Origin of the sequence: Nostocoides japonicum T1-X7, assembly GCF_001046855.1 — a bacterium.
In the GTDB taxonomy this organism is placed as follows: Bacteria; Actinomycetota; Actinomycetes; order Actinomycetales; family Dermatophilaceae; genus Nostocoides; species Nostocoides japonicum.
The window spans coordinates 436,308-459,035 of the sequence record NZ_HF570958.1 but is presented as its reverse complement, the minus strand read 5'-3'; the positions used below and the strand labels follow the sequence as shown (position 1 = coordinate 459,035).

Genomic DNA, 22,728 nt, shown 5'->3' with positions numbered 1-22,728 from the left:
GAGGGACCGGGCCCCGACATGCCCGCGGGCGGCGGCGATCGCCGCGAGGCCGTCGAGGGCGTCCGCCGCCCGGAGCGGCATGGGACACCGCGCGGCCCGGTCGAGAGCGGCGAGGTACGTCGAGAGGGCCTGGTCGAGGTCGTCCATCCGCAGCAGGCAGTCGGCGAGGAGCAGCCGCGCCTCGACGGCGTCGCGCCCGAGCCGGCCGGAGTCGGCGAGGACGACGACGTCGGCGACGAGGCCGGCCGCCCGGTCGAGCTCGCCGCGGTGGGTCAGCTGCCGGGCGTCCTGGGCGAGGACCGTGAGCCGCACCGCCCACGGCAGGGTCTCGCGGTCGACGTCCGAGGGGGTCGCGTCCGGGTCGATCTGCCGCAGCAGCGTCTCGGCGAGGAGCGCGATCCGGTCCTCGGCGATCCGGCTCGCCTCCTCGTATGCCGTCCGGGCGGCGGCCGCCCCCTCCGCCATCCGGCCCTGCTCGAGGGCCATCCGGCCGCAGAGCACGCGGGCCGACAGCGCCATCCAGCGCTCCTCCGGAGGCGCCCCCGTCATGACGGCGTCGGCGAGCTCCTCGGCGTCGGCGAAGTCGCCCCGCGAGACGAACACGTCGACGAGCGTCCGCTGGGCCTGCCGGGTGATGTACGGGTCGCTCGTGCCGAGGGCGATGGCGCGCCGGGCGTCCTCCTCGGCCCGGTCGAGGTCTCCGGCGTCGAGGTGCATCTCGCCGCGGATCGAGGCGTTCCGCGCCCGCTCCATGTCGGGATGCGGTGCGCGCGACGCATACTCCTCGGCCCGCTCGAGGAGCCAGAGCCCCTCGTAGGTGCCCCGGGCCTCGCTCGCGGCGATCCCCGCGCGGCGGGCGACCTGCGCCCCGATGTCCGACGGCCCCTCCCCGCTCGTGAGGACCCCCTCGAGGATCTCGACGGCCTCCCGGGCCCGCATCGCCGTGTAGAGCGTCGAGAACACCCCGTTGGCCAGGGCGAACCCCCGGGGTCGGGTCGCCTCGTCCGCGCACGCCGCGGTGATCGCGGCCCGCATGACGGGCAGGTCGGCGAGCCACGGGGCGTCGGCAGCACCGACGTTCGCGTCGTCGGGGAGGACCGACTCCGCCCACGTCAACAGCCCCTGCCGGGCCGCGGCCCCGTCATCGGTCGCCGCGGTGACGAACGTGCCGTAGCGCCGGATCGGGGCGAGCATCTCGAACCGGCCGTCCGGCTGGACGTCGAGCAGCGAGCGTCGCACGAGCCCCGCGGCGAGCTCGGCGGCCTGCTCGCGGTCGGTCCCCGTGATCGCCGAGAGGACGTCGAGCCCGATGGGCGAGCGCATCTGGGCGACGCGGCGGAAGCACCGCTGCTGCTCCCGCTCGAGGAGGACGTACGTCGCGTGGACCGCCTCCGCGAGGGACGCCGCGGGCACGACGTTCGTCACGCCGACGAGGGCGACCTGGACGGCGAGCTGCTCGATGAGGAGCGGGAGCCCGCCGGTCGCGAGAAGGAGCCGCCGCAGGTCGGCCTCGTGCTGCCGCAGGTCGATCGGTGCCGCGCCGGTCGCCTGGATCCGGGCCTGGAACAGCTCGTATGCCGGTCCGGCCAGTGGCCGACCCGGCCGGGGCAGGGCGAGCGGCCCGACGCGGACGACGCGCTCGCCCGGACGGCCGGCGACGGCGACGGCGGTCGTCGCGATCCGCGAGCTCGTCGTCGCGTCGACGACCTCCTCGAGGACGTCGCCGACGGCGGACACGTCGGCGCCGAGCCCGTCGACGACGAGAAGGGTGTCGCGGTCGTCGAGGCTGCGGCGGAGCACGGAGGCGGCGGAGTCGCCGAGCCCGACGTCGACGTGGAGGGCGTCGAGGCAGGCGAGGACGATCTCGTCGACGCCCGGCAGCCCGGTCGCGTTGACCCAGGCGGACTCGGGACGGCGGGCCACGACGTGCCGCGCGAGGAGCGTCTTCCCGCTCCCGGGAGGGCCGACGATGGTGACCCATCGGGACGCGTCGAGCGCACGGTCCAGCTCCGCCTGGACCTCCGCGCGACCGATCGACGGGGTGAGCACCACCACTCGAGGCTACCGAGGCGCGGTTCCGGCACCACGGCCGCTCCCACGCGTGGCGCGCCCGCATCCGCGGCCAAACATACGTAGAACCACCGATGCGGAGGCGCGGACGGCCCCGGAACGATGGTCGTCAGGTGGCCGGCAGTGACGGGGTCGCACCGAAGGACGTTGAGTGAGGGGCAGGGTCCTTCGGGCCACCGGCGGCAGGGGGCCGCCGGTGGCGGTCGCGGAGCATCGAGGGGCTCGCTCCGCGACCACGACCCCGTCCTCCACCTATCCCAGGGACGCGCCGGCGAGGGCCGGCAGGCCGTCGACGAGACGGACCGCCTCCTCGAGGTCGGTGGTGAGGTCGCGGTCCGCGCGGTCGCCGAGGCGCGGCACCGCCTCGGCGACGGCCTCGAGGACCGGCTCGAGCGCGGGTGGGAGCGTTGCCGCGGGGCCGAGCGGGCCGAGCGCCCGGGCCGCCGTCAGCAGCTCGCAGCCGAGCAGGACGCGCAGCGGCTCGACGACGCCGAGCGTCTCGCGTGCCGCGAGCGAGGCCTGGCTCGCGCCGTCCTCCAGCCCGCGCGACACGGTGACGGTATGCCGTCCTGCCGGGTCCGCGGACGCCCGCAGGTCCCCGACGACCGCGGCGGCGACGTACTCGACGACCATCGTCCCCGAGGCGCCCGGCGTCCCGTCGGCAAGGAACGGCTCGTCCCCCGTGAGCTCCGGCTCGGCGAGCATGGTGACCCGGGACAGCGTCGTCGCGGCCGCCTCGGCGACCGCGAGCCGCAGCGCGTCGAGGGCCTGCCCGAGGTATGCCGCGTGGAACGCGCCGTGGTGGGCCACGCCGTGCTCCGGGGAGAGGGCGGGGTTCTCGCTCGGCGCGGTGGCCATCGCCGTGACGACCGCCTCGGCCCGGTCGAGCGCGTCGAGGAGCGCACCGTGGACCTGCGGCATCGTCCGCAGCCCGAAGGGGTCCTGGATCCGGGCGGGCCCGCCGACGCCCCGGGGATCGTCCCTCGGGCCCGCCACCTCGCGCGACTCCGCCCCCTGAGGCCGGGCCGGCTCGTCGGCTCCCCGCGGCCCCGGGTCCCGGGAGGGGTCGGTCAGCGTCCGGACGGTCCGGCAGACGGTGGCCGCACCCGGGAAGGGCGTCGCGACGGCGACGGCCGGGGCGAAGGCCTCCCGGTTCCCCCGGACCGCGGCGAGGGTGAGGGAACCGGTGACGAGCGAGGCCGCGGCGAGTCGGCGCAGCGCCGCGACGGCGAGGGCGGCGTCCCCGAGAGCCGCCGCGTTGCTCGAGAGGAAGGCGAGCGCGTCGCCCGGCCCGAAGGTCACCGTCATCGGGACCGGGCGGGAGGCGGGCACCTCGCCGGTGAGGACGAGGGCCGTCGTCGCGAGCGCCGACAGGTCCCCGGTGCCGATCCCGACCCACTCGCGGACCGGCGGCAGCGCGTCGGCGTCGAGCAGGGCGACGAGGGCCTGGACGACCGCGGGGTCGATGCCGTTGCCGCCGGCCGCGAGCTGGGCGAGGCGCACGAGGAGCATGGCCCGCACCCGCTCGGGGGATCGGAGCGGGCCGGCGGACGTCGCGTGGGACCGCAGGAGCCGGAGGGCATGGCCGGCGTCCGGCGTGACGGGCACCCCGCGGTTCGCGCCGACCCCCGTCGAGCGGCCGTAGATCGGGCGATTCCCCGCATACTCGGCGGCCCGGACGGCCCATCGCCCGACCCGGTCGAGCACATCCGGCGCGAGGACCACCCGAGCCTCCCCGCGGGCGACCCGCTCGACGTCGCCGCTGGTCAGCGTGCCGTCACCGACGCGGAGCACGGAGTGGTGCGGACTCGCGGTCACCGTGCGATGCTACCGAGGGACGGAAACGCGCTGCTACGGAGTGGAAGGACCCGTGCGTCTTGACCTGCGGGCCGCTGAGCCCACCTCCACCCGGACGGTCGACCGCGCCCTCGCGCTCCTGTCGGTCGTCGGGGAGCACGGCCCTGTCTCGCTCACCGAGGCCGCCCGGCGCAGCGGCCTGCCGGCGAGCACCGCCCTGCGCCACCTGCGGACGCTCGAGGCGGCCGGCTTCGTCGTCCGCGCGGACGCGGGCCGCTTCTCCGCGGGTCCGCGTCTGCTCCAGCTCGGGGCGACCGCTCTCGGCCGGAGCACCCTCGTCCGGCTCGCCGAGCCCGCGCTCGAGCGGATCGTCGCGGCGACGGGCGAGTCGGCATACCTCGTCGTCAGGGGGCCCGGCGGGACCGCCGTCTACATCGCGATGGTCGAAGGCACCCGCTCGATCCGGCACACGAGCTGGGTGGGCCGGTCGGTCCCCCTCGAGGGTCTCGCCGTCGGCCTCGCCCTCGCGGGAGACGTCGGACCGGCGGGGTATGCCGCGCAGCGGGACCGCTTCGAGCCAGACCTCACCGCCATCGCCGCGCCCGTCCGCCGCCCCGGTGGAGTCGCGGCGGCCCTCAATGTCCTAGGTCCCACCTACCGTATCGACGGGGACGCCATCGAGCGGTTCGGGCAGATCCTCGACAGGGAGGCCCGAGCCCTCGGTGCCGCTCTGGGCGTCACTCCGTCGCGGCGACCGACGGCCCTCACCCCGACCGAAGAGGAGGTCAGCCGATGATCCGGTTCGACCACGTCACCAAGCGCTACCCCGACGGCACGGTCGCCGTCGACGGCCTCACCCTCGAGGCGCCGACCGGCCGGATCACCGTCTTCGTCGGGCCGTCCGGCTGCGGGAAGACGACGAGCCTGCGGATGGTCAACCGGATGATCGAGCCGACGTCGGGCACGATCACCATCGACGACCGCGACGTGACGAGCCTGCCGCCCCACGAGCTGCGCCGCACGATCGGCTACGTCATCCAGCACGCCGGCCTCTTCCCGCACCGGACGGTCATCGACAACGTCGCGACGGTCCCCTTCCTCCTCGGGACCGACAAGAAGCAGGCCCGGGCCCGTGCGGCGGAGCTCCTCGAGCGGGTCGGGCTCCCCGCCCACTTCGCCCGGCGCTACCCCGCCCAGCTGTCCGGCGGCCAGCAGCAGCGGGTCGGGGTCGCCCGGGCGCTCGCGGCCGACCCGCCCGTCATGCTCATGGACGAGCCGTTCTCGGCCGTCGACCCCGTCGTCCGGGAGCAGCTGCAGGACCAGTTCCTCCAGCTCCAGGAGGAGCTCGGCAAGACGATCGTCTTCGTCACGCACGACATCGACGAGGCGATCAAGCTCGGCGACCAGATCGCCGTCATGGCGGTCGGCGGCCACCTCGCCCAGCTGTCGAGTCCGGCCGACCTGCTCGCCCGGCCGATCGACGCGTTCGTCGCCGGGTTCGTCGGGCGTGACCGGGGGTACCGCGCGCTCGGGTTCGCCCGGGGCGCCGCCCTCCCGACGACACCCGAGCCGACGGTCCGCTTCGGGGAGCGCGTGCCACCCGGGGGGCTGGAGGAGTGGACGCTCGTCGTCGACGACACCGACCAGCCACAGGGGTGGCTGCGCAGCGGCCCGAGCGGTTCGCCGCCCGGGTCGCCGATCGACGACGCGGCGCTGTTCCGCGGCGGCACGCTCGCGACGCAGGGCGGCTCGTTGCGGGCGGCCCTGGACGCGTGCCTGTCCTCGCCGTCCGGACGCGGCGTCGTCGTCGACGGTGACGGCCGGCTCGAGGGCACCGTCCATCTCGACGCGGTGACCGACCTCATCGCGAGCCGCGAGCGCGCCGAGGTGACCGGAGGTGCCGATGGCTGACGTCGCATACCTCCCGGGGCTCCCCCGCATGCTCCCGGCGCTCCTCCCGGCCGACGACAACTCCTCGCCGTGGAGGTTCCCGCAGTACTTCGCCGACCACTTCTCCGAGGTCATGGGGTGGCTGTGGGCCCACACCTGGCTGTCGGTCGTCCCGGTCATCGCCGGCCTGATCATCGCGCTGCCCATCGGCTGGCTCGCGAGCCGGCACAAGTGGGCCTACCCGCCGATGATGACGGTCAGCGGGCTCCTCTACACGATCCCGTCCATCGCCCTCTTCGTCCTCGTGCCGCCGCTGCTCGGCCTCGACCCGCTGAGCCCGCTGCAGGTGCCGATCGCCCTCACCGTCTACTCCGTCGCCCTCCTCGTCCGGGTCGTCGCCGACGGCCTCGGCTCGGTGTCCGAGGAGACGCTGCAGGCCGCGACGGCCATCGGGTACACACCGGTGGGCCGCTTCTTCACGGTCGAGCTGCCCATCGCCGTCCCCGTCATCACCGCCGGGCTGCGCGTCGCCGTCGTCGCGAACGTCAGCATCGTGGCCGTCGCCGGCACGATCGGCATGGTCAACCTCGGGCTGCTCTTCGACCAGGGGTTCAAGCTGTCGACCGACACGCCGTACTACCCGCCCATCGTCCTCGGCCTCCTCCTCTGCGTCCTGCTGGCCCTCGTCCTCGACCTCCTCGTCATCCTCCTGGGCCGGATGCTCACCCCGTGGCGGAAGGCGGTGCGCTCGTGATCGGCAACGTCCTGCGGTGGCTCAACGACCCGGACAACTGGAACGGCACGCAGTTCACGACGGGCATCTGGGCCCAGCTGCAGACCCACCTGCTCTACTCCGTCATCGCGGTCCTCGCGGCCCTGGTCATCGGGCTGCCCCTCGGGCTGGCCATCGGCCACACGGGTCGCGCGACCTCGCTCATCTCCGGGCTCAACGCCGTCCGTGCGCTGCCGACCGTCGGGGTGCTCGTCCTCCTCGTCGTCATCATCGCGCCGCACTTCCACGGGCGGACGAGCAAGGGCTACATCATCCCGACGCTCATCGTCCTCATCCTCCTCGCCGTGCCTCCCATCCTGTCCAACACGTACGCCGGCGTGCAGAACGTCGACCCGGCGGTCCGGGACGCGGCCTACGGGATGGGGATGACGGGCCCGCAGGTGCTCTGGCGGGTCGAGCTGCCCAACAGCCTGCCGCTCATCTTCTCCGGACTGCGCTCGGCGACGCTGCAGGTCATCGCGACGGCGACGATCGCGGCATACGTGACGTTGGGCGGACTCGGGCGGTTCATCTACGACGGGCTCGCCCAGCAGGACTATCCGCAGATGATCAGCGGCGGCGTGCTCGTCGCGGCGCTCGCCCTCATCGCCGACCTCGTCCTCGCGCTCGTCCAGCGCTACACCGTGAGCCGCGGCCTCACCAAGCGGTTCTCGAAGTCCACCGTCGGCGGCGCCGTCGCGGCCGACCTCGAGGAGGCGGGGGTGGAGCACACCTGAGTCGTATGCCGACCGCCGGCCTCCACCTGCCAGCCCTCTCTCCCCTGCACGTCAAGACGTTAGGAACACCATGAACCGCAAGACCTTCCTCACGACCGCCGCGGCTGCCACCGTCGCCCTCGGGCTCGCCGCCTGCGGCCAGGCCGGCTCCAGCTCGTCGAACTCGGGCTCGAGCTCCGGGAGCGGCACCGGCTCGTCGACGAAGACGATCGCCTCGCAGCTCATCATGGGCGGCCCGCCGGAGTTCAAGACCCGCGCCGACGGCCTGCCCGGTCTCCAGAAGAACTACGGGGTCGCCTTCGGCAAGTACACCGTCACCGACGTCGGCGGGCCGGTCACCGTCAACGCCCTGAAGAACGGCCAGATCGACGCGGCCGACCTCTTCACGACCGACCCGTCGATCGAGGCCAACGGGTTCGTCATCCTCAAGGACCCCAAGTCCAACTTCGCGGCGCAGAACGTCGTCCCCATCATCAACAAGGCCAAGGCGAGCGACGGGGTCAAGAAGGTCCTCAACGGCGTCTCCGCGAAGCTGACGACGGAGAGCCTCTCCGAGCTCGTCGGCAAGGTCCAGAACGACAAGGAGGACCCCGACAAGGTCGCGCAGGCCTGGCTGAAGCAGGCCGGGCTCGACGCCTCGGGCACCGACGCGAAGGGCTCCGTCATCCATGTCGGGTCGGCCAACTTCCCCGAGAACGTCATCCTCGCCGACATCTACGCCGACGCGCTCACCGCACAGGGCGCCTCGGTGAAGCGGACCCTCAACATCGGCAGCCGCGAGAAGTACTATCCGGCGCTCGCGAGCGGCAACCTCGAGCTGTTCCCCGAGTACACCGGCACGATCCTGCAGTACATCGACAAGAACGCGACGGCGACGAGCCCGCAGGACGTCTACGCCGCCCTCCAGAAGGCGCTCCCGTCCAACCTCGAGGCGCTCGACATCTCGCAGGCCCAGGACAGCGACGCCATCGTCGTCACGAAGCAGACGGCGGAGAAGTACGGGCTGCAGTCGATCGGTGATCTCGCCAAGCCGGTGAGCTGACCGGCCGACGGCCGGCGGGCTGACGGCTGCCGGCGGCCGGCGGGCTGACGGCTGCCGGGCCGTCGGCGGCCGTCGGACGGCACGTGACGGTGGCAGACTCGACGCGATGACGGCGGCGAGCGAGGGGCAGCTGGACCTTCGGGACCGGCGGGGCCGCCTCACGCTCGTCGCCGTCACGCTCGGCTCGGCCGTCGGGATCCTCGACGGCAGCATCGTCAACGTCGCCCTGAAGACGATCGGCGTGGCGCTCGACGCCTCGCTCGCCCAGCTCCAGTGGGTCGTCAACGGGTATGCCCTCTCCCTCGCCGGGCTCGTCCTCGTCGGCGGATCGCTCGGCGACCGGCTCGGGCGGCGCCGGGTCTACCTCGCCGGCATGGTCGTCTTCGCGGTGGCCTCGGCCGTGTGCGGGTTCGCCCGGACGCCGGAGCAGCTCGTCGCGGCCCGCGTCGTCCAGGGCGTCGGTGCGGCGCTCGCGACGCCGGGGGCGCTCGCCATCATCGAGGCGAGCTTCGTCCCCGTGGACCGGGCCCGGGCCATCGGAGTGTGGGCGGGGTACTCCGGCATCGCGAGCGCCGCGGGGCCCTTCGTCGGCGGGTGGCTCGTCGACCACGGCGGGTGGCGCTGGATCTTCTTCCTCAACCTTCCTCTCGTCCTCGCCGTCGTCGTCCTCGCCCTCCGGTACACCCCGGAGAGCAGCGATCCCGAGGCGTCCCGGCGCTTCGACGTCATCGGCGCGCTTCTCAGCGTCGCAGGGCTCGGGCTGCTCACCTATGCCCTGACCCGTTCCGCGTCCCCGGGTGTCGTCACGGCAGCGTTCGTCCTCGGCCTCGCGGCGACGACGGCCTTCGTCGTCCACGAGCGACGCTCTCGCCGGCCCCTCGTCCCGATGAGCCTGTTCTCCTCCCGGGTGTTCAGCGCTGCGAATGCCATGACCTTCCTCGTCTACGGCGCGCTGTCCGGGGTCTTCCTCTTCCTCGTGCTCCAGCTCCAGGTGAGCACCGGACTCTCGGCGCTCGCGGCCGGCGCGGCGACCGTCCCGACGACGATCCTGCTCCTCGTCCTCTCGCCGCGCGCGGCGGCCGTCTCGGCACGCATCGGCCCGCGCCTTCCGATGTCCCTCGGCCCGCTCCTGTGCGCCGTCGGCGCGCTGCTCCTCGTTCCGGTCGGGGAGGGCACGGCATACCTCACGGGTGTGCTGCCGGGGGTCGTCGTCTTCTCCCTCGGCCTCGCCCTCCTCGTATCACCGCTCACCGCAACGGTTCTCGCGGCTGCACCTGATCGCTATGCAGGGTCCGCCAGCGGGGTCAACAACGCCGTGGCGGGCCGGGTCGCTCCTCGCGGTCGCGGCGCTTCCCGCACTCGTGGGACTCGGGGGCGATGCGTATGCCGAGGCGGCCGCCTTCACGCCGGGGTACCGGAGGGCACTGATCCTCTGTGCGGTGCTGCTCGCGGCCGGTGGGGTCGTCAGCTGGTTCGGGCTGGCTCCGGGCCGGGGAGGAGCCGGTCCCGCAGCCACGTCGCCGCCCGCCGGTGGTGCGCCCGCGCGTGGCGGATGAGTGCGTGCCCCTCGCCGGGGTCCTCCTCGAACGTGGCGTCGACGCCCTGCGCTCGCAGCCTCTGGACGAACTCCTCGCTCGCGCGGGGCGAGGTGATCCGGTCGTCGGCGCCGTGGAGGACGAGGACGGCGGTTCCCGGCCCGCCGCGCGGCGCGTCGTGCTGGTGCACCCAGGGCGCGAGGGCGACGACCGCGCGAATGTCGTCGTCGCCGGCGACCTGGAGGGCGACGCGACCGCCCATCGAGTGCCCGACGACGCCGACGGGCAGGCCGGGGTAGGCCGCGCGCACCTGCTGGAGCGCCCACCGTGCGTCGTGGAGGGGCCGCGCGTCGGTGCCGTTCCAGCCCTTGACGGCGAACCGGAGCCGCGCGACGGCCAGCCGGCTCCCACCCGCACGCTTGGCCGCCTGCGCGAACGGCAGGAGCCGGAGGACCGCGAGGTCACGCCACCGCACCTCGTGGTCGCTCGTCTCCGCCCCGCCGTGGAGCACGAGGACGACGGCCTCGGCGTGCGCCGGCCGGCTCGTCCAGCGCAGGTCGGCCGTGCCGCGTGCGGTCATGGCGTCCAGGCCCTCTCGGCGGTCAGACCGGGGTGCGGTGGAAGTTCTGGAAGCTGCGGCTGGCCGTCGGTCCACGCTGGCCCTGGTAGTGCGAGCCGTACGTCGCGGAGCCGTAGGGGTTCTCGGCGGCGCTCGAGAGGCGGATGAAGCACAGCTGGCCGATCTTCATCCCCGGCCACAGCATGATGGGCAGGGTCGCGACGTTCGACAGCTCGAGCGTCACGTGACCGCTGAACCCCGGGTCGACGAACCCCGCCGTCGCGTGGGTCAGCAGGCCGAGGCGCCCCAGGCTCGACTTGCCCTCGACCCGGGCGGCGAGATCGTCGGGGAGGGTGATCGTCTCGAACGTGCTCCCGAGGACGAACTCGCCCGGGTGGAGGACGAACCCCTCGGCCGGGTCGACCTCGACGAGATGGGTGAGGTCGGGCTGGTCGAGGGCGGGGTCGATGACGCCGTACTTATGGTTGTCGAAGAGCCGAAAATACTTGTCGAGACGCACGTCGACGCTCGACGGCTGGATCATCGCGGGATCCCACGGTTCGAGGACGACGCGCCCGGCGTCCGCCTCGGCGCGGATGTCGCGGTCGGAGAGCAGCACGGGCGTCAGGCTACCGTCCGCGCGCTCCTCGGCACCGTCCGAGACCACGCCAGGCCCGCACGTGCCGAGAAGATGTCGTCCGGTGAGCGTTTCCCACGACGACAACCCCGCACGTGCGACGGACCCGGAGATCCTTGTGGGGAAACTGACCAGAGTCCAGACTCACACCAGCTTCCCCACAAGGGCTCGACCTCTCGATCCGAGCCCCAGCTGGCGCGGTCTTGCGAGGAAGTCCCGCCGATCGGCGCGACGCTGTCACAAGGCCGCGACTTGTAGGTGGACCGTGGGCCCATCACTGGTAAGTAACACGACCGGGCTACGTTAGACTTCCTCGCGCGCTCGCAGCCACGTTCGACGGCGCGCGTGCCGATGTAGCTCAATGGCAGAGCGCCAGCTTCCCAAGCTGGACACGCGGGTTCGATTCCCGTCATCGGCTCCACGTTTCTGCAGGTCACAGGCTTGCAGGGCGCAATCCGATCGAGGGTCTCGACGGGTTTGGGCCACAACGGGCAACATCACAGCGGCTGGCGAGTGTCCAGCTTACTGGTTCTCGTCACGTGGCTGTGACCTACGGGAATGCCAGCGGCGGGCAACAGGCGAGCCACGCCGCTGCCATGCCCGTGAGGCGGGCCGGTCCGACAAACGGCACCTCTCTGGCCACGGCGACGTGACACAGAGAGGTGCCGTTTAGCGGACACTCCCACCTGCGGGGATGCTGACGACGGGCAACACGCGGCCACGTCGGAACGGACACCCCTTGGGATTTGTCGGAACGGACGCCCTTGGGATTTGTCGCATCACGGCGTCGGATGAGAGCCCCACCGGACGGGTCAGGTTCGCATTCGACCTTTGCCGTTGGGGCGTCGGGAGTGTCCGCTGAACGGCACCCCTCTGTGTCAAGTCGCCGTGGCCAGAGCGGAAACCAGCTTGTTCAGCGGACGTACCTCAAGCATCAGGCTCGGGGTTCGTCGAATGTGCCACACGCAAACCGATGCCGGTTATACCCTGCCATTCGCGGATGGAGGGCCGCCTCGCCGCTCCGGGGTTCCTTGGGGCGGTCCATTGCTGGTCAGTGATGAGGAATGGTGGGATGGGCCGGTCTTTCCGTGGGCTGCGTATGGCGTTGGTGGGTTGGCTGATTGCCGCCCTTGCTATGGCGGCCGGCGTGGGTTTGGCTTCGCCAGCACCAGCGGTGGCAGCGACCTTGTCGACGTACACCCAGAACGGAACTGGGTTGGTGGCGTTGACCCCCGCCCGGCTGTTGGACACCCGGACGGGCAATGGGGCACCGGTCGGTTCGGTGAAGGCCAAGTCGACGACCGCGCTGCGCGTTACGGGCCGCGGAGGCGTCCCATCTGCGGGGGTGGCGGCGGTGGTGTTGAACGTGACCGTGACCGCGCCGGCCCAGTCGGGGTACGTCACGGCGTGGCCGGCTGGCGCAGCCCGGCCGACGGCCTCGAACGTGAACTACGCCCGAGGGCAGACCGTCGCCGATCAGGCGATCGTGAAAGTCGGCACCGGTGGCGTCGTCGACCTGTATTCGTACGCGTCGTCGCACTTGGTTGTAGACGTCACCGGCTACTTCCCGACAGGGGCGGCGTATGACCCGCTGGTGCCCTCCCGACTGCTGGATACCCGCCTCGGGGTCGAGCCCGCCGATGGGTCGACCACGACGGTGACGGTGACGGGCCGAGGCGGGGTACCCGCCACCGGGGCGGCCGCGGTGGTGTTGACGGTGACTGCCGTCGGTGCCGCCGGAAAGGGGTACCTGACGGCGTGGCCGGCCGGGGTGGCTCGGCCCACCGCGTCCACCCTGAACTACGAGCCGGGTCAGACCACGGCCGGGATGGTCATCGCCAAGGTCGGCGCCAACGGTCAGGTGTCCGTCTACACCCAGCAGCGAGCCCACCTGGTCGTCGACGTCTCCGGCTGGATCCCCACGACCAGCGACTACACGCCTCTAACCCCGACGCGGTTCCTGGATACCCGAAACGCCACCGGCGCACCCAAGGCGCGGGTACCGGCCGGTGGGTCCGTCACCCTGCAGGTGACCGGGACTGGCGGGGTCCCGGCGGACGGGGTCAACGCCGTCGAGGCCAACGTGACCGTCGCGAGCCCCACGTCTTCGGGATACGTCACGGCATACCCGGCCGGGGTCTCCCGGCCGACTGCGTCCACAGTCAACTACGTCGGCGGCGTGAATCGGGCCAACTCCATCACGGTCAAGGTCGGTACCGCCGGCAAGGTGACGCTGTACTCCTACGCGAACACCGATCTGGTCGTCGACATCGTCGGATACTTCAACATCCCCACCCAGGTGGCGCTGACTCATGATCAAGACACCATCGTTGTCCCTGCGGCCGCGACGCAGAGCGTGGCGGCTCCGACCACGCCAGGCGGGACCGGCACCATCACCACGACCGCGGCCGGCCCCGCCGCGGTCGGCCAGTACGTGTATCTGCCGCCCGGTGGCGCCAACGGCGACGGCGTCGTCGGGCAGGTCACCGCCGTCAACGGCACCACCACCAACGTCGTCAACGTCCCGCTGCAACAGGCGTTCGCGTCAGGATCCATCGTCGGGACCAGCGCCGCGGACGGTGCACCCATCACGGCTGAGGACGGCAAGGGCACGAACCGCGCTGTTCCTCACCGCGGGGACATCGTGCAACCGTGCGGGCAGATCGACAGCAAGGTGACCTTCACTCCCCGCTACAGCACGCATGTTGAGTCGCATTGGGGCCTCGGGCAGGCACCCTACTTCAAGGGCTCCGTCGACGTCTCCCTCACCGGCACGTGGACCCTTGGCGGCAACATCGCGATCGACTGCAACATTCCGGTGCCAGGGCCGACCATCGCCTTGCCGCCGATCGGGCCGATCGTCCCGGTCGTCACCACCGGCGCAGAAGTGAAGCTCAGCGGCCCCCTGTCAAAGATCCCGGTCACCACCGTCGGCGCGTTCGGCGTCACCGCGGAGTACGCCAACGGAACGTTGACTTCGTCAACCCATCAGTCGTTGAAGTTCCAGGTCGGCACCATTCAACCATCCGGGTCGACTACCGTCACTGGACGCCTTTCCGCCGGTCCCGAAGTCGATTTCGTGATCGCCGGAGTCATCGGACCCTCCATCAAGGGACGGCTGTTCGTGGAGGGAGACCTCACCCCCGCGGCCAGCCACCTCCTGTCCGTCTACGGCGGCGTAAGCGTGGGAGCAAGCTTCGACCTGCGGCTGGTGTTCTTCAAGGTCAGCGTCGCCCTCGCCGAGAAAGACCTCTGGCGGACGCAGCTCTGGCAGTCACCGAGTGGAGGGAGCGGATCGGGTTCTGTCAAACAAATCAGTGCGGGCGCAGGCCATATGTGCGCGGTCCTTGTCTCCGGTGTCGCCAAATGCTGGGGAGACAACTCTTCCGGGGAACTGGGTAACGGGACCACAACCGGATCGTTGGTCCCGGTCCCCGTCACCGGGCTCGGCGCGGGGGTTGCCTCGATCGGCGCCGGATACGATCACACGTGTGCGGTCCTAACGACCGGCGCCGTCAAATGCTGGGGAGACAACTACTTCGGGCAGCTGGGCAACGGCGCCGCCACCGGCGGGACCTCCAGCGCATCGTTGGTCCCCGTCCCGGTCACCGGACTCGTCGCGAGGGCTGTGTCGATCATCGTTGGTGACGATCACACGTGCGCGGTCCTAACGACCGGCGCCGCCGAGTGCTGGGGAGACAACTACTACGGGGAGTTGGGCAACGGGACCACCACCACCTCGTCGGTCCCGGTCACAGTCACCGGACTGGACGCCCGGATCACTTCGATCGACGCCGGGTCTAACCACACGTGCGCGGTCCTCACCACCGGCGCCGCCAAGTGCTGGGGAGACAACCACTCCGGGGAGTTGGGCAACGGGACCACCACCAACTCGTCGGTCCCAGTCACAGTCACCGGACTCGATGCCGGAGTTGCATCAATCAGCGCCGGAACTGCCAAAACGTGCGCAGTCCTCACCTCCGGTGCCGCCAGGTGCTGGGGATCTAACGACCACGGACAGCTGGGCAACGGGACCACCAGCGACTCATCGGTCCCAGTCACAGTCACCGGACTCAATGCCGGTGTCGCATCAATCAGCGCCGGCTACGGGCACACCTGCGCAGTCCTTAGCTCCGGCGCCGCCAAGTGCTGGGGATACAACTTCTTCGGCCAGTTGGGCAACGGGACCACCAACGACATATCGGCCCCGGTCCCGATCCCGGTCCCGGTCACCGGGCTCGGAGCCGGAGTCGCCTCGATCATCGCTGGCTACGTTCAGTCGTGCGCGGTCCTCACCTCCGGTGCCGCCGATTGCTGGGGATACAACAGCGCCGGGCAATTGGGCAACGGGACCACCAACGACTCCTCGGTCCCGGTTCCGGTCATCGGACTCTAATAGCCTCGCACACAACCTGTAGAGCGGCCCGCCGCTGACCCATTGCGCTGCAATGATCTGCGATGGGCCACAGGCGGGCCACAAGCACCAGGCCACGTCGTGCCGTCGGGGTCATCAAGGGTCACCTGCGGGAGCACGAATCGGCACTTCCTGTAGCCGTCCGCAGGATTCCCAAGCTGGACACGCGGGTTCGATTCCCGAGGAGGCGCGCGGGGCTGGTGTCGGCAGGGATCGGGTGGGTCTGGTTGGCCGGATATGTCCCTGTCATTGTCGGCCTCGATGACCGGCGACCTGGTGCGACTCCGCACGCTCACCCACACGTCACCGCCTGCTGCGCTGTTCGTGCTTCCGAGCCCCGAGCCGCTTACCAGGACGGAGTGACACGGGGCGGTTTCGGTCGAGTGCTGTGCCGGCTTGGTGAGGCGGCGGCCTACAGTCTCGGCATGCGGATCGTCGTCTCAGGCACGCACGGCACGGGGAAGAGCACCCTGGTGGCCGACTTCGCATCCCATCACGCCGAGTATGCGACATTGGGCGATCCCTTCGAACTCGTCGATGCCGCGCTGGAGCAACCGGATTCGGGCGCGTACTACCTCCAGTTGGAGATCGCCGCCGCGCGGCTTCTGGAGGCATCCGTCGATGCGGACCTGATTGCCGAGCGAGGACCCGTGGACTTCCTCGCCTATCTGACCGCGCTGCATACCCTCGGCCGTAGCCGCAGCTCAGGAGTCGTCGATCCTTGGGCATGGTCCCTGGCGACCCAGGCCATGAGGTCGGTCGACCTGCTTGTTGTCCTGCCGTTGGACTCGACGATCTGGCTGTCGCCGGAGGAGGACCTCGAGCTGCGCGACGCGATGAACGATGCCCTGCTGGACCTCATCGACGACGCCGAGATCATTTCCGCACATACCCGCGTGGAAGAGCTCAGCGGCACGGAGTCCGCCCGGCTCGCCCGACTCGACCTCGTCGTCCAGACCATGTCCGCAACCCGGTAGCCAGGGGAGAGTCTCGTCGGCACAGCGAGGTCAGGGTCCGTCCGATGGACGGAGCAACAGCCAGACTCCACCAGAGCTCAGATGGTCGACGCGAAGCCACAGCCGCAGACTCAGCCCGCGACAGGCAAGGTCCGCGGCGATCAGGCAGCTCGACAGCCTCGATGAGTCGCTCATACCCGGGACCGCAGAACCGACCCGCCAGACAGTGAGTCTCGTGCCTCTCAGAACGGCCCGAGCGCTGCGCGTGGGTCTGCGTCGAGGTCGACGTCTTCGAGGACGGCGAGCAACTGGCGCTCCTCGTAGCGGAAGTGGTTCTCCATGATGGCCGCAACGCCTTCCAGATGACGGTCCAGCTCCTCGCTCGGCGCCCGTCGATCGACCGCGTGACGCAAGGCGAGGAGAAGCTCCGCCATCATCGCGTGATCCTGCTCCAGCAGGGCGAGTACCGGCCGCAGCTGGGGACGGGCGGCGGCGATCGCGGGGAACAGCGTGCGATCCTCACCGCGGTGATGGCTATCCAGTGCGGCACAGAAGCCGTGGCAGTGGAGCAGCAGATCCCGAGGGATCACGTCATCCGTCACACCATCGGTCACTGATGCTCGGGTCACCCGGAGAGCCTCGCGGAAGCGTGCGTGCACCTCGCGCAGTTCCTGAGCCCAAGCGATCAGCCTGGTCGTCTCGCGCTCAGCCACGCGACGACGAAGGGTCCGACGAGAGCATCGTCGACCTCCTTCTGTTCGGCGCCTCCATGCCTGGCACTGCCTGCCACCAGCACGCGACGCTACGTCGACCTTAAACCCGTTGTCACAGCGGGAATCGCGAACCTAGAGTGACGCCGTCGTGGCCGGACCGAGGGAGGTGAGGACCGTGACCACCACACACTCATGGGTGCTCCCCCTCGAATTCACGACGGGACGACACGGGTAGTTGTCGCCCCGGGGAGTGCCTCGCTCCGCACTCTCGGAAGGCACCATCATGAAACTCGCCGTCGTCTCGGAGAACGTCTCGAACCTCATCGTCGACCGCTCGTTCACCGTCGGGGACGTCCCCGGCGTCCTCTGGTCGCCGCCGTCCGCCGCGCCCGGCACTCCGCTGCTGCTCATGGGTCACGGGGGCGGCCTCCACAAGAGGTCGCCCGGCCTGGTGGCCCGCGCCCGGCAGGCGGTCCTCCGCGACGGGTTCCACGTCGCGGCCATCGACGTGCCCGGTCACGGCGTACGCGCTCCCTCACGTGAGGACCAGGAGTGGGTCGATGCGCTGTTCCGCGCGCGTGAGAACGGCGAGCCCCTCGACCCGATCATCGCTCCCTTCAACATCTCCCTGGCCGAACGCGCCGTGCCGGAGTGGCGGATGACGATCGACGCCTTGCAGGAGCTGCCGGAGATCGGCACGACCTCACCGATCGGCTACTCCGGCATGACGATCGCCACGGCCATCGGGATCCCCTTGGTCGTCGCGGAACCACGGATCCGTGCGGCGATCTTCGGTGGCGTCTTCGTGTACGACGCCCTGCTCGAGGCGGCCCGACACGTGACGATCCCGACCGAGTTCCTCCTGCCGTGGGACGACCCGGAGATCGGCCGCCAGCACGGGCTCGCCGTCTTCGACGCGTTCGCCTCGGAGGAGAAGACGTTGCTCGCGTTCCCGGGCTCGCACTTCCGCGTCCCGGCCGATCGACTGGACACGCGGTTCTTCGCGCGGCACCTCGGCATACCGGCCCATCCCCCCGCACCCACGCCGCGGGGTTGAGGGTCCCGGTGAGTCCTAACCGAGGATCCCCAGCTCGTAGCCGCGGGCGACGGCCTGGGCACGGTCGCTGACACCGAGCTTGTCGTAGACGTGGATCAGGTGCGTCTTCACCGTCGCTTCGCTGACGAAGAGGTGCTCGGCGATGGCCCGGTTCGTCGTGCCCCGGGCGACGAGGGCGAGCACTTCGCGCTCGCGGGCGCTGAGCGCGGTGCTGTGGGGTGCGCGCACGTGCGAGGCGAGCCGCGTCGCCACCGCGGGTGAGAGCACGGTCTCGCCGGCGGCCGCCGCGCGTATGCCGGACACGAGCTGCTCGGACGACGCGTCCTTGAGCAGGTAGCCGATCGCTCCCGCCTCGATGGCGGCCACCGTGGCCGAGTCGGTGTCGAAGGTGGTCAGCACGAGCACGGCGGCCCGGAGGCCACGCCGCTTCATCTCGCGAATGGCGTCGACCCCACCGCCGCCCGGCATCCGCAGATCCATGACGACGACGTCCGGGTCGAGGGCCGCCACGAGACGCAGCGCCTCGAGCCCGTCCGCGGCCTGGCCGACGACCTCGAAGGCGTCGACCGCCGCCAGGGTGGCGGCCACGCCGTCGCGCACCACCGGGTGGTCGTCGACGACGAGGATCCGGGTCGTCATGCGGCCCCCTGCACGATGGCGGGCAGCCGGACCGACACGGCGGTCCCGTGACCCGGCTCCGACTCGACCTCGAGGACACCGGCGAGCAGCTGGGCCCGTTGCCGCATACCGCGCAGGCCGAACGACCCCGACGTCACGGGCCCGCGAGGGTCGAACCCGGCCCCGTCGTCGCGAACGTCGAGGGCGACCTCCTCGTCGAGATAGGTGAGGGTCACGCCGACCCTCGAGGCGGCGGCATGCTTCGCGATGTTCGACAGCGCCTCCTGGACGATGCGCAGCAGCGTCGCCTCGACCTCGAGGTGGAGGGCGCGCACGTCACCGGTGACGACCATGTCGACCCGGACGGGGTGATGGGCTGCCCAATCGTCCACCTGGGCATTGATCGCGTCGGCGAGCGGGTGCTCCGCGAGCGGTGCCGGCGCGAGGTCCATGACCGAGCGGCGGGCGTCCGCGAGCGAGTCGCGCGCCAGCTCGAGGGCTCGCTCCATCCGGCGGCGCACGTCGACCAGGTCGGTGTTGTCACGGGCCGCCTGCAGCTGGGCGAGGATGCCGGCCAGCGACTGCGCGATCGTGTCGTGGATCTCCCGCGCGAGCCGCTGCCGCTCCGCCTGTATGCCGGCTTCACGAGCCTGGTCGACGATCGTCCGGTGCAGAGCGGCATTCTCCTCGAGCGCCTGGTGCAGCGACGCATTGGCGCGTTCGAGCTCGGTGATCGCGACCTTGCGATCGGCACTGACCCGGTTCTCCTGTTGCACCTGCCGCCCGACCACGTAGGCGATGCCGAAGTTGATGCCGAGCAGTCCGATGAACAGGAACCCCTGGCCCCACGAGCGCGGCAGGCCACCGGACTGCCCCAACGCCATCGTGACGGCCGTCGCGGCGAACGCGGTCCAGAGCCTGCGGCCCCGGAAGACCCGGTCGGCGTCCGTGTAGCCGATCCACGCGAAGATGCAGAAGAGGGGGTTGAGCACGGTGAGGACGAAGGCCGCGCCGGATCGGATGGCATACGCCCGGACGGTCATCGGGCGACCCATCCGCCGGGCCAACCAGAGGCCGACGAGGACGGCGATCCCGAGCTGCCCAGCGAGCCGTGGCCAGGGCGAGAGCCATCCGATCACCGAGCCGCTCACCAGGGCGGCGACCGTGGCCACACCGAGGAGACCGAGCGGGAGGTAGCGCTCGATCTTCCTGGCCCAGCCTTCGGCGCTCGACTCGCTGAGCTCGACGCTGGTCGGAGCGGACGACATCACGCCCAGTTTCTCACTCCCAGCGGAAGGTGCGCACCGAGACGGCGCCGACGACGACCACCCAGAGGGCGGTCACGAGCAGATGCGAGCCTGCCGGGAAGTGGCCGGCCATGGCCTCGGTCATCGCCTCGGACGCGCCGCCCAGCGGAGTGAGATCGACGATGTCGCGCAACAGGTGCGGCATCGCCTGGACGGGGAGCCAGACCCCCGCGGTGAACAGGAGGGGGAACACCACGACCGTGCTCACGGCCGAGCCGATGCGCGTGTTCGGTGACAGTGCCGTGATGAGGGAGCCGATCGAGAAGACGGCGGCGAGCGCCAGGAGGTAGGCCAGCGCATACCCCGGCCAGGACCCCGGAAGCGGGGTGCCGAATGCCAGCCTGCCGACGGACACGACCAGCGCCGAGGAGAGGACGACGGCACCGGCATGCAGGAGGGCCTGTGCGCCCAGCAGCGTCGCCGGCTGCACGGGTGTCGTCCGCAGTCGGCGGAGCACACCGGCCTCCCGGTAGGCCAGGAGCACCGGCGGCATGGCCTGGACGGCCGCGAGCGTCATCGAGACGAGCACCGACACCGGGACGAAGAGGTCGACGACGCTGAAGCCACCCAGCCCCGCCTTGTCGAGACGGAAGCCCGGGATGGCTCCGAGGATGCACAGCAGGCCGGTCGGGAAGACGAGGATCCAGAACAGTGAGCCGGGTTCGCGTCGGAAGAGACGAGTCTCGGTGCGCAGGACGGCGGCAGCCGGTGTCGTCGTGGTGGTCGTGGTGGTGGTGCTCATGCGAACTCCTTGTCGGGGTGGGCCGTGAGGTCGAGGTAGGCGGTGTCGAGGGTGGCGCCCGACACGCGGAGCCGGTGCGGCACGACCTGCTGGCCGGCGAGCGCCGACAGCACCGCGAGGGCGGCGTCCTCGATGCCCTCCACCACGACGCGGTCGTCGGCGCGCCGGACCGATGCGACGCCGCGAATGGCGCGCAATGCCTCGAGATCCGTCGGTGCGGAGGGAACGAACGACGTCCTCGTCAGGGCTCCGGCCGCCTCGATGAGTCCGTCCGGAGTGTCGAGTGCGGTGATCCGGCCGTGGTCGACGATGGCGATCCGGTCGCACAGCTCCTGCGCCTCCTCCATCGCGTGGGTCACGAGGAGCACGGTGGCCCCGGCATCGCGCACGTCGCGCACGAGCTGCCACACGTCCCGGCGCGCACGCGGGTCGAGGCCTGTGCTCAGCTCATCGAGGATGACGACCCGCGGCCGGCCGACGAGCGCGAGCGCGATGGACAGGCGCTGCTGCTGGCCACCGCTCAGCGACACGAAGCGCTGGTCGAGGTGAGGCTCCAACCCGAGGCGTTCGGCGAGCCCGGGCCACGGCTCGGGATCGGGGTGGAGCGCCGACCACAGCTCGAGGGCCTCCCGAACCGTGATCTTCGGCTGCAGGCGGCTCTCCTGGAGCTGGATGCCGAGGACGCGGGTCAAGGACCGGCGATCGGTCCAGGGGTCGATGCCGTGAACCCGCACCGATCCCGCGTCGCCGATCCGCAGACCCGCGATCGACTCGACCGTCGTCGTCTTGCCGGCCCCGTTGGGCCCGAGGATCCCGAAGATCTCCCCGGCCTCCACGACGAAGCCGACATCGTCGACGACGACCCGATCGCCGTACCGCTTGCTGAGATCCTTGACGTCCACCGCTGTCTCTGCCATGCCCTCGAGTCTCGGCAGACCCGCGACGTGGTGCATCAACCCCCCGGCGACGAAACCCGTCAACCGATCGGTGGAGGGACGGGACAGGCCCCGGCGAGGCCTCGTCGTGCGAGGGACCAGGGGTTGTCCCTGGACATCCGGTGAACGCGCCCAGGCGGTGGCCTCCGACGACGCGCCGGGAGCACACTGACGTATGCGCATCACGGACCTGCTCGCCACCCTCGAGGCCTACTACGACACTGTGCCCCGGGCATTCGCGACGACGGAGGAGATCGGTCCGCTCACCCTCTTCGTCCGCCGCGGCGAGGGCGGGCATCCCTACTACGCGCGGCCGCGGCTGGGCCTCGACGCCGAGGTGACCGTCCACGACGTCCTGGCCACGCTGGCGCGCCAGGACGAGATCGGGGTGCCCCGGAAGCTCGAGTGGGTCGACGAGACGACCCCGACGCTCCTGCCCGCCGCCCGCGAGGCCGGGCTCGACGTCGAGGTCTGCCCGATCCTCGTCCTCGACGAGCCGGTCGCTCCCGAGCCGCCCCACGGGTATGCGTTGGAGCTCATGCCCCCGGACTCGCGCCATCTCGGGGAGGTCGTCGGCGCGGTGGACGCCGGCTTCGCGGGCAGCGAGGAGGTGGCGCAGGCTCCCGTCGGCAACTGGCCGGACGCCATCGAGCGCGGGCTCACGGCATACGTCGGAGCCTTCGAACTCGAGGACGGCGAGCTCGGTCGGCCCGTCGGAGGAGGGAGCCACAGTCCGCGCGGCGAGACGACCGAGCTCATGGGGATCGCGGTCCTGCCGTCCGCCCGGCGGCGGGGCCTCGGCGCGGCGATCGCGGCCGAGCTGGCCACCGACGCGGGCGACCGTGGCGTGACGACGTGCTTCCTCTCGGCCCAGGACGACGCCGTGGCGAGGGTCTACGAACGCGTCGGATTCCGGCGCGTCGCAACCGCCTGCATCGTCGGCTGAC

17 protein-coding genes, 1 tRNA gene and 2 pseudogenes are annotated in these 22,728 nt (G+C 71.2%); 11 read left to right on the top strand and 9 right to left on the bottom strand.

Annotated features, from left to right (window positions below):
* Window positions 1-2,052 (bottom strand): annotated as a pseudogene (locus BN12_RS24935) (hypothetical protein); the annotation flags it as partial.
* A gap of 270 nt (window positions 2,053-2,322) precedes the next feature.
* Window positions 2,323-3,888, bottom strand: coding sequence for an aromatic amino acid lyase (locus tag BN12_RS02055; protein WP_083454343.1), 1,566 nt, complete (start codon window positions 3,886-3,888; stop codon window positions 2,323-2,325).
* 52 nt (window positions 3,889-3,940) lie between these two features.
* On the opposite strand from BN12_RS02055, the gene BN12_RS02050 reads away from it, so the two are divergent.
* The 6 genes and pseudogenes from BN12_RS02050 to BN12_RS02020 form a co-directional block, all read left to right on the top strand.
* Complete coding sequence (locus BN12_RS02050) at window positions 3,941-4,663, top strand: IclR family transcriptional regulator (RefSeq protein ID WP_235432273.1); 723 nt, start codon at window positions 3,941-3,943, stop codon at window positions 4,661-4,663.
* Window positions 4,660-5,778 carry an ABC transporter ATP-binding protein gene (locus tag BN12_RS02045; protein WP_048549811.1) on the top strand — a complete coding sequence of 373 codons (1,119 nt, stop codon included), beginning with the start codon at window positions 4,660-4,662 and terminating at the stop codon, window positions 5,776-5,778. The genes BN12_RS02050 and BN12_RS02045 overlap by 4 nt, the downstream gene beginning before the upstream one ends.
* A complete protein-coding gene (locus BN12_RS02040; RefSeq protein WP_327152694.1) occupies window positions 5,771-6,511 on the top strand; it encodes an ABC transporter permease in 741 nt (246 codons plus the stop codon). Before BN12_RS02045 ends, BN12_RS02040 begins: the two co-directional genes overlap by 8 nt.
* Complete coding sequence (locus BN12_RS02035; RefSeq protein WP_048555895.1) at window positions 6,508-7,266, top strand: ABC transporter permease; 759 nt, start codon at window positions 6,508-6,510, stop codon at window positions 7,264-7,266. Before BN12_RS02040 ends, BN12_RS02035 begins: the two co-directional genes overlap by 4 nt.
* A 70-nt stretch (window positions 7,267-7,336) precedes the next feature.
* Window positions 7,337-8,308 (top strand): glycine betaine ABC transporter substrate-binding protein, encoded by a 972-nt coding sequence (locus BN12_RS24230; protein WP_053079926.1) that lies wholly within the window; start codon window positions 7,337-7,339, stop codon window positions 8,306-8,308.
* Window positions 8,309-8,414: 106 nt separating this feature from the next.
* Window positions 8,415-9,569, top strand: a pseudogene (locus BN12_RS02020) (DHA2 family efflux MFS transporter permease subunit); the annotation flags it as partial.
* A gap of 203 nt (window positions 9,570-9,772) precedes the next feature.
* Here BN12_RS02020 and BN12_RS26635 read toward each other — a convergent pair.
* Window positions 9,773-10,423, bottom strand: coding sequence for an alpha/beta hydrolase (locus BN12_RS26635; RefSeq protein WP_048549810.1), 651 nt, complete (start codon window positions 10,421-10,423; stop codon window positions 9,773-9,775).
* Window positions 10,424-10,445: 22 nt separating this feature from the next.
* A complete protein-coding gene (gene dcd, locus BN12_RS02010) occupies window positions 10,446-11,021 on the bottom strand; it encodes a dCTP deaminase (protein ID WP_048555892.1) in 576 nt (191 codons plus the stop codon).
* Window positions 11,022-11,386: 365 nt separating this feature from the next.
* On the opposite strand from dcd, the gene BN12_RS02005 reads away from it, so the two are divergent.
* The 3 genes from BN12_RS02005 to BN12_RS01995 all read left to right on the top strand — a co-directional run bounded on the left by BN12_RS02005 (window position 11,387) and on the right by BN12_RS01995 (window position 16,430).
* Window positions 11,387-11,460, top strand: a tRNA-Gly gene (locus tag BN12_RS02005).
* Window positions 11,461-12,111: 651 nt separating this feature from the next.
* Window positions 12,112-15,435 carry an RCC1 domain-containing protein gene (locus BN12_RS23320; protein WP_053079925.1) on the top strand — a complete coding sequence of 1,108 codons (3,324 nt, stop codon included), beginning with the start codon at window positions 12,112-12,114 and terminating at the stop codon, window positions 15,433-15,435.
* Between the two features lie 443 nt (window positions 15,436-15,878).
* Window positions 15,879-16,430, top strand: coding sequence for an AAA family ATPase (locus BN12_RS01995; RefSeq protein WP_048555890.1), 552 nt, complete (start codon window positions 15,879-15,881; stop codon window positions 16,428-16,430).
* 221 nt (window positions 16,431-16,651) lie between these two features.
* On the opposite strand, the gene BN12_RS01990 is transcribed toward BN12_RS01995, so the two are convergent.
* A complete protein-coding gene (locus BN12_RS01990) occupies window positions 16,652-17,122 on the bottom strand; it encodes a hemerythrin domain-containing protein (protein WP_048549809.1) in 471 nt (156 codons plus the stop codon).
* A gap of 283 nt (window positions 17,123-17,405) precedes the next feature.
* Between BN12_RS01990 and BN12_RS01985 the strand changes: the two genes are divergently transcribed.
* A complete protein-coding gene (locus BN12_RS01985) occupies window positions 17,406-18,179 on the top strand; it encodes a dienelactone hydrolase family protein (protein ID WP_048555889.1) in 774 nt (257 codons plus the stop codon).
* A gap of 15 nt (window positions 18,180-18,194) precedes the next feature.
* Here the strand turns inward: BN12_RS01985 and BN12_RS01980 are convergent, their stop codons facing one another.
* The 4 genes from BN12_RS01980 to BN12_RS01965 are packed head-to-tail and all read right to left on the bottom strand — an operon-like array spanning window position 18,195 to window position 21,763.
* Window positions 18,195-18,818, bottom strand: coding sequence for a response regulator (locus tag BN12_RS01980; RefSeq protein ID WP_048549808.1), 624 nt, complete (start codon window positions 18,816-18,818; stop codon window positions 18,195-18,197).
* Window positions 18,815-20,065 (bottom strand): ATP-binding protein, encoded by a 1,251-nt coding sequence (locus tag BN12_RS01975; RefSeq protein ID WP_048549807.1) that lies wholly within the window; start codon window positions 20,063-20,065, stop codon window positions 18,815-18,817. The genes BN12_RS01980 and BN12_RS01975 overlap by 4 nt, the downstream gene beginning before the upstream one ends.
* Before the next feature lie 13 nt (window positions 20,066-20,078).
* Window positions 20,079-20,846, bottom strand: coding sequence for an ABC transporter permease (locus tag BN12_RS01970; protein WP_048549806.1), 768 nt, complete (start codon window positions 20,844-20,846; stop codon window positions 20,079-20,081).
* On the bottom strand, window positions 20,843-21,763 hold the full coding sequence (locus tag BN12_RS01965; protein ID WP_048555888.1) for an ABC transporter ATP-binding protein: 921 nt from the start codon (window positions 21,761-21,763) through the stop codon (window positions 20,843-20,845). The genes BN12_RS01970 and BN12_RS01965 overlap by 4 nt, the downstream gene beginning before the upstream one ends.
* Before the next feature lie 193 nt (window positions 21,764-21,956).
* On the opposite strand from BN12_RS01965, the gene BN12_RS01960 reads away from it, so the two are divergent.
* On the top strand, window positions 21,957-22,727 hold the full coding sequence (locus tag BN12_RS01960) for a GNAT family N-acetyltransferase (RefSeq protein ID WP_048549805.1): 771 nt from the start codon (window positions 21,957-21,959) through the stop codon (window positions 22,725-22,727).
* Window position 22,728: the final 1 nt, after the last annotated feature.

Coding starts and splice junctions, on each gene's coding strand:
- BN12_RS02045 (WP_048549811.1), top strand. CDS start 4,660: ATGATCCGGTTCGACCACGTCACCAAGCGCTACCCCGACGGCACGGTC.
- BN12_RS02040 (WP_327152694.1), top strand. CDS start 5,771: ATGGCTGACGTCGCATACCTCCCGGGGCTCCCCCGCATGCTCCCGGCG.
- BN12_RS24230 (WP_053079926.1), top strand. CDS start 7,337: ATGAACCGCAAGACCTTCCTCACGACCGCCGCGGCTGCCACCGTCGCC.
- BN12_RS26635 (WP_048549810.1), bottom strand. CDS start 10,423: ATGACCGCACGCGGCACGGCCGACCTGCGCTGGACGAGCCGGCCGGCG.
- BN12_RS23320 (WP_053079925.1), top strand. CDS start 12,112: ATGGGCCGGTCTTTCCGTGGGCTGCGTATGGCGTTGGTGGGTTGGCTG.
- BN12_RS01995 (WP_048555890.1), top strand. CDS start 15,879: ATGCGGATCGTCGTCTCAGGCACGCACGGCACGGGGAAGAGCACCCTG.
- BN12_RS01985 (WP_048555889.1), top strand. CDS start 17,406: ATGAAACTCGCCGTCGTCTCGGAGAACGTCTCGAACCTCATCGTCGAC.
- BN12_RS01980 (WP_048549808.1), bottom strand. CDS start 18,818: ATGACGACCCGGATCCTCGTCGTCGACGACCACCCGGTGGTGCGCGAC.
- BN12_RS01975 (WP_048549807.1), bottom strand. CDS start 20,065: ATGTCGTCCGCTCCGACCAGCGTCGAGCTCAGCGAGTCGAGCGCCGAA.
- BN12_RS01970 (WP_048549806.1), bottom strand. CDS start 20,846: ATGAGCACCACCACCACGACCACCACGACGACACCGGCTGCCGCCGTC.
- BN12_RS01965 (WP_048555888.1), bottom strand. CDS start 21,763: ATGGCAGAGACAGCGGTGGACGTCAAGGATCTCAGCAAGCGGTACGGC.
- BN12_RS01960 (WP_048549805.1), top strand. CDS start 21,957: ATGCGCATCACGGACCTGCTCGCCACCCTCGAGGCCTACTACGACACT.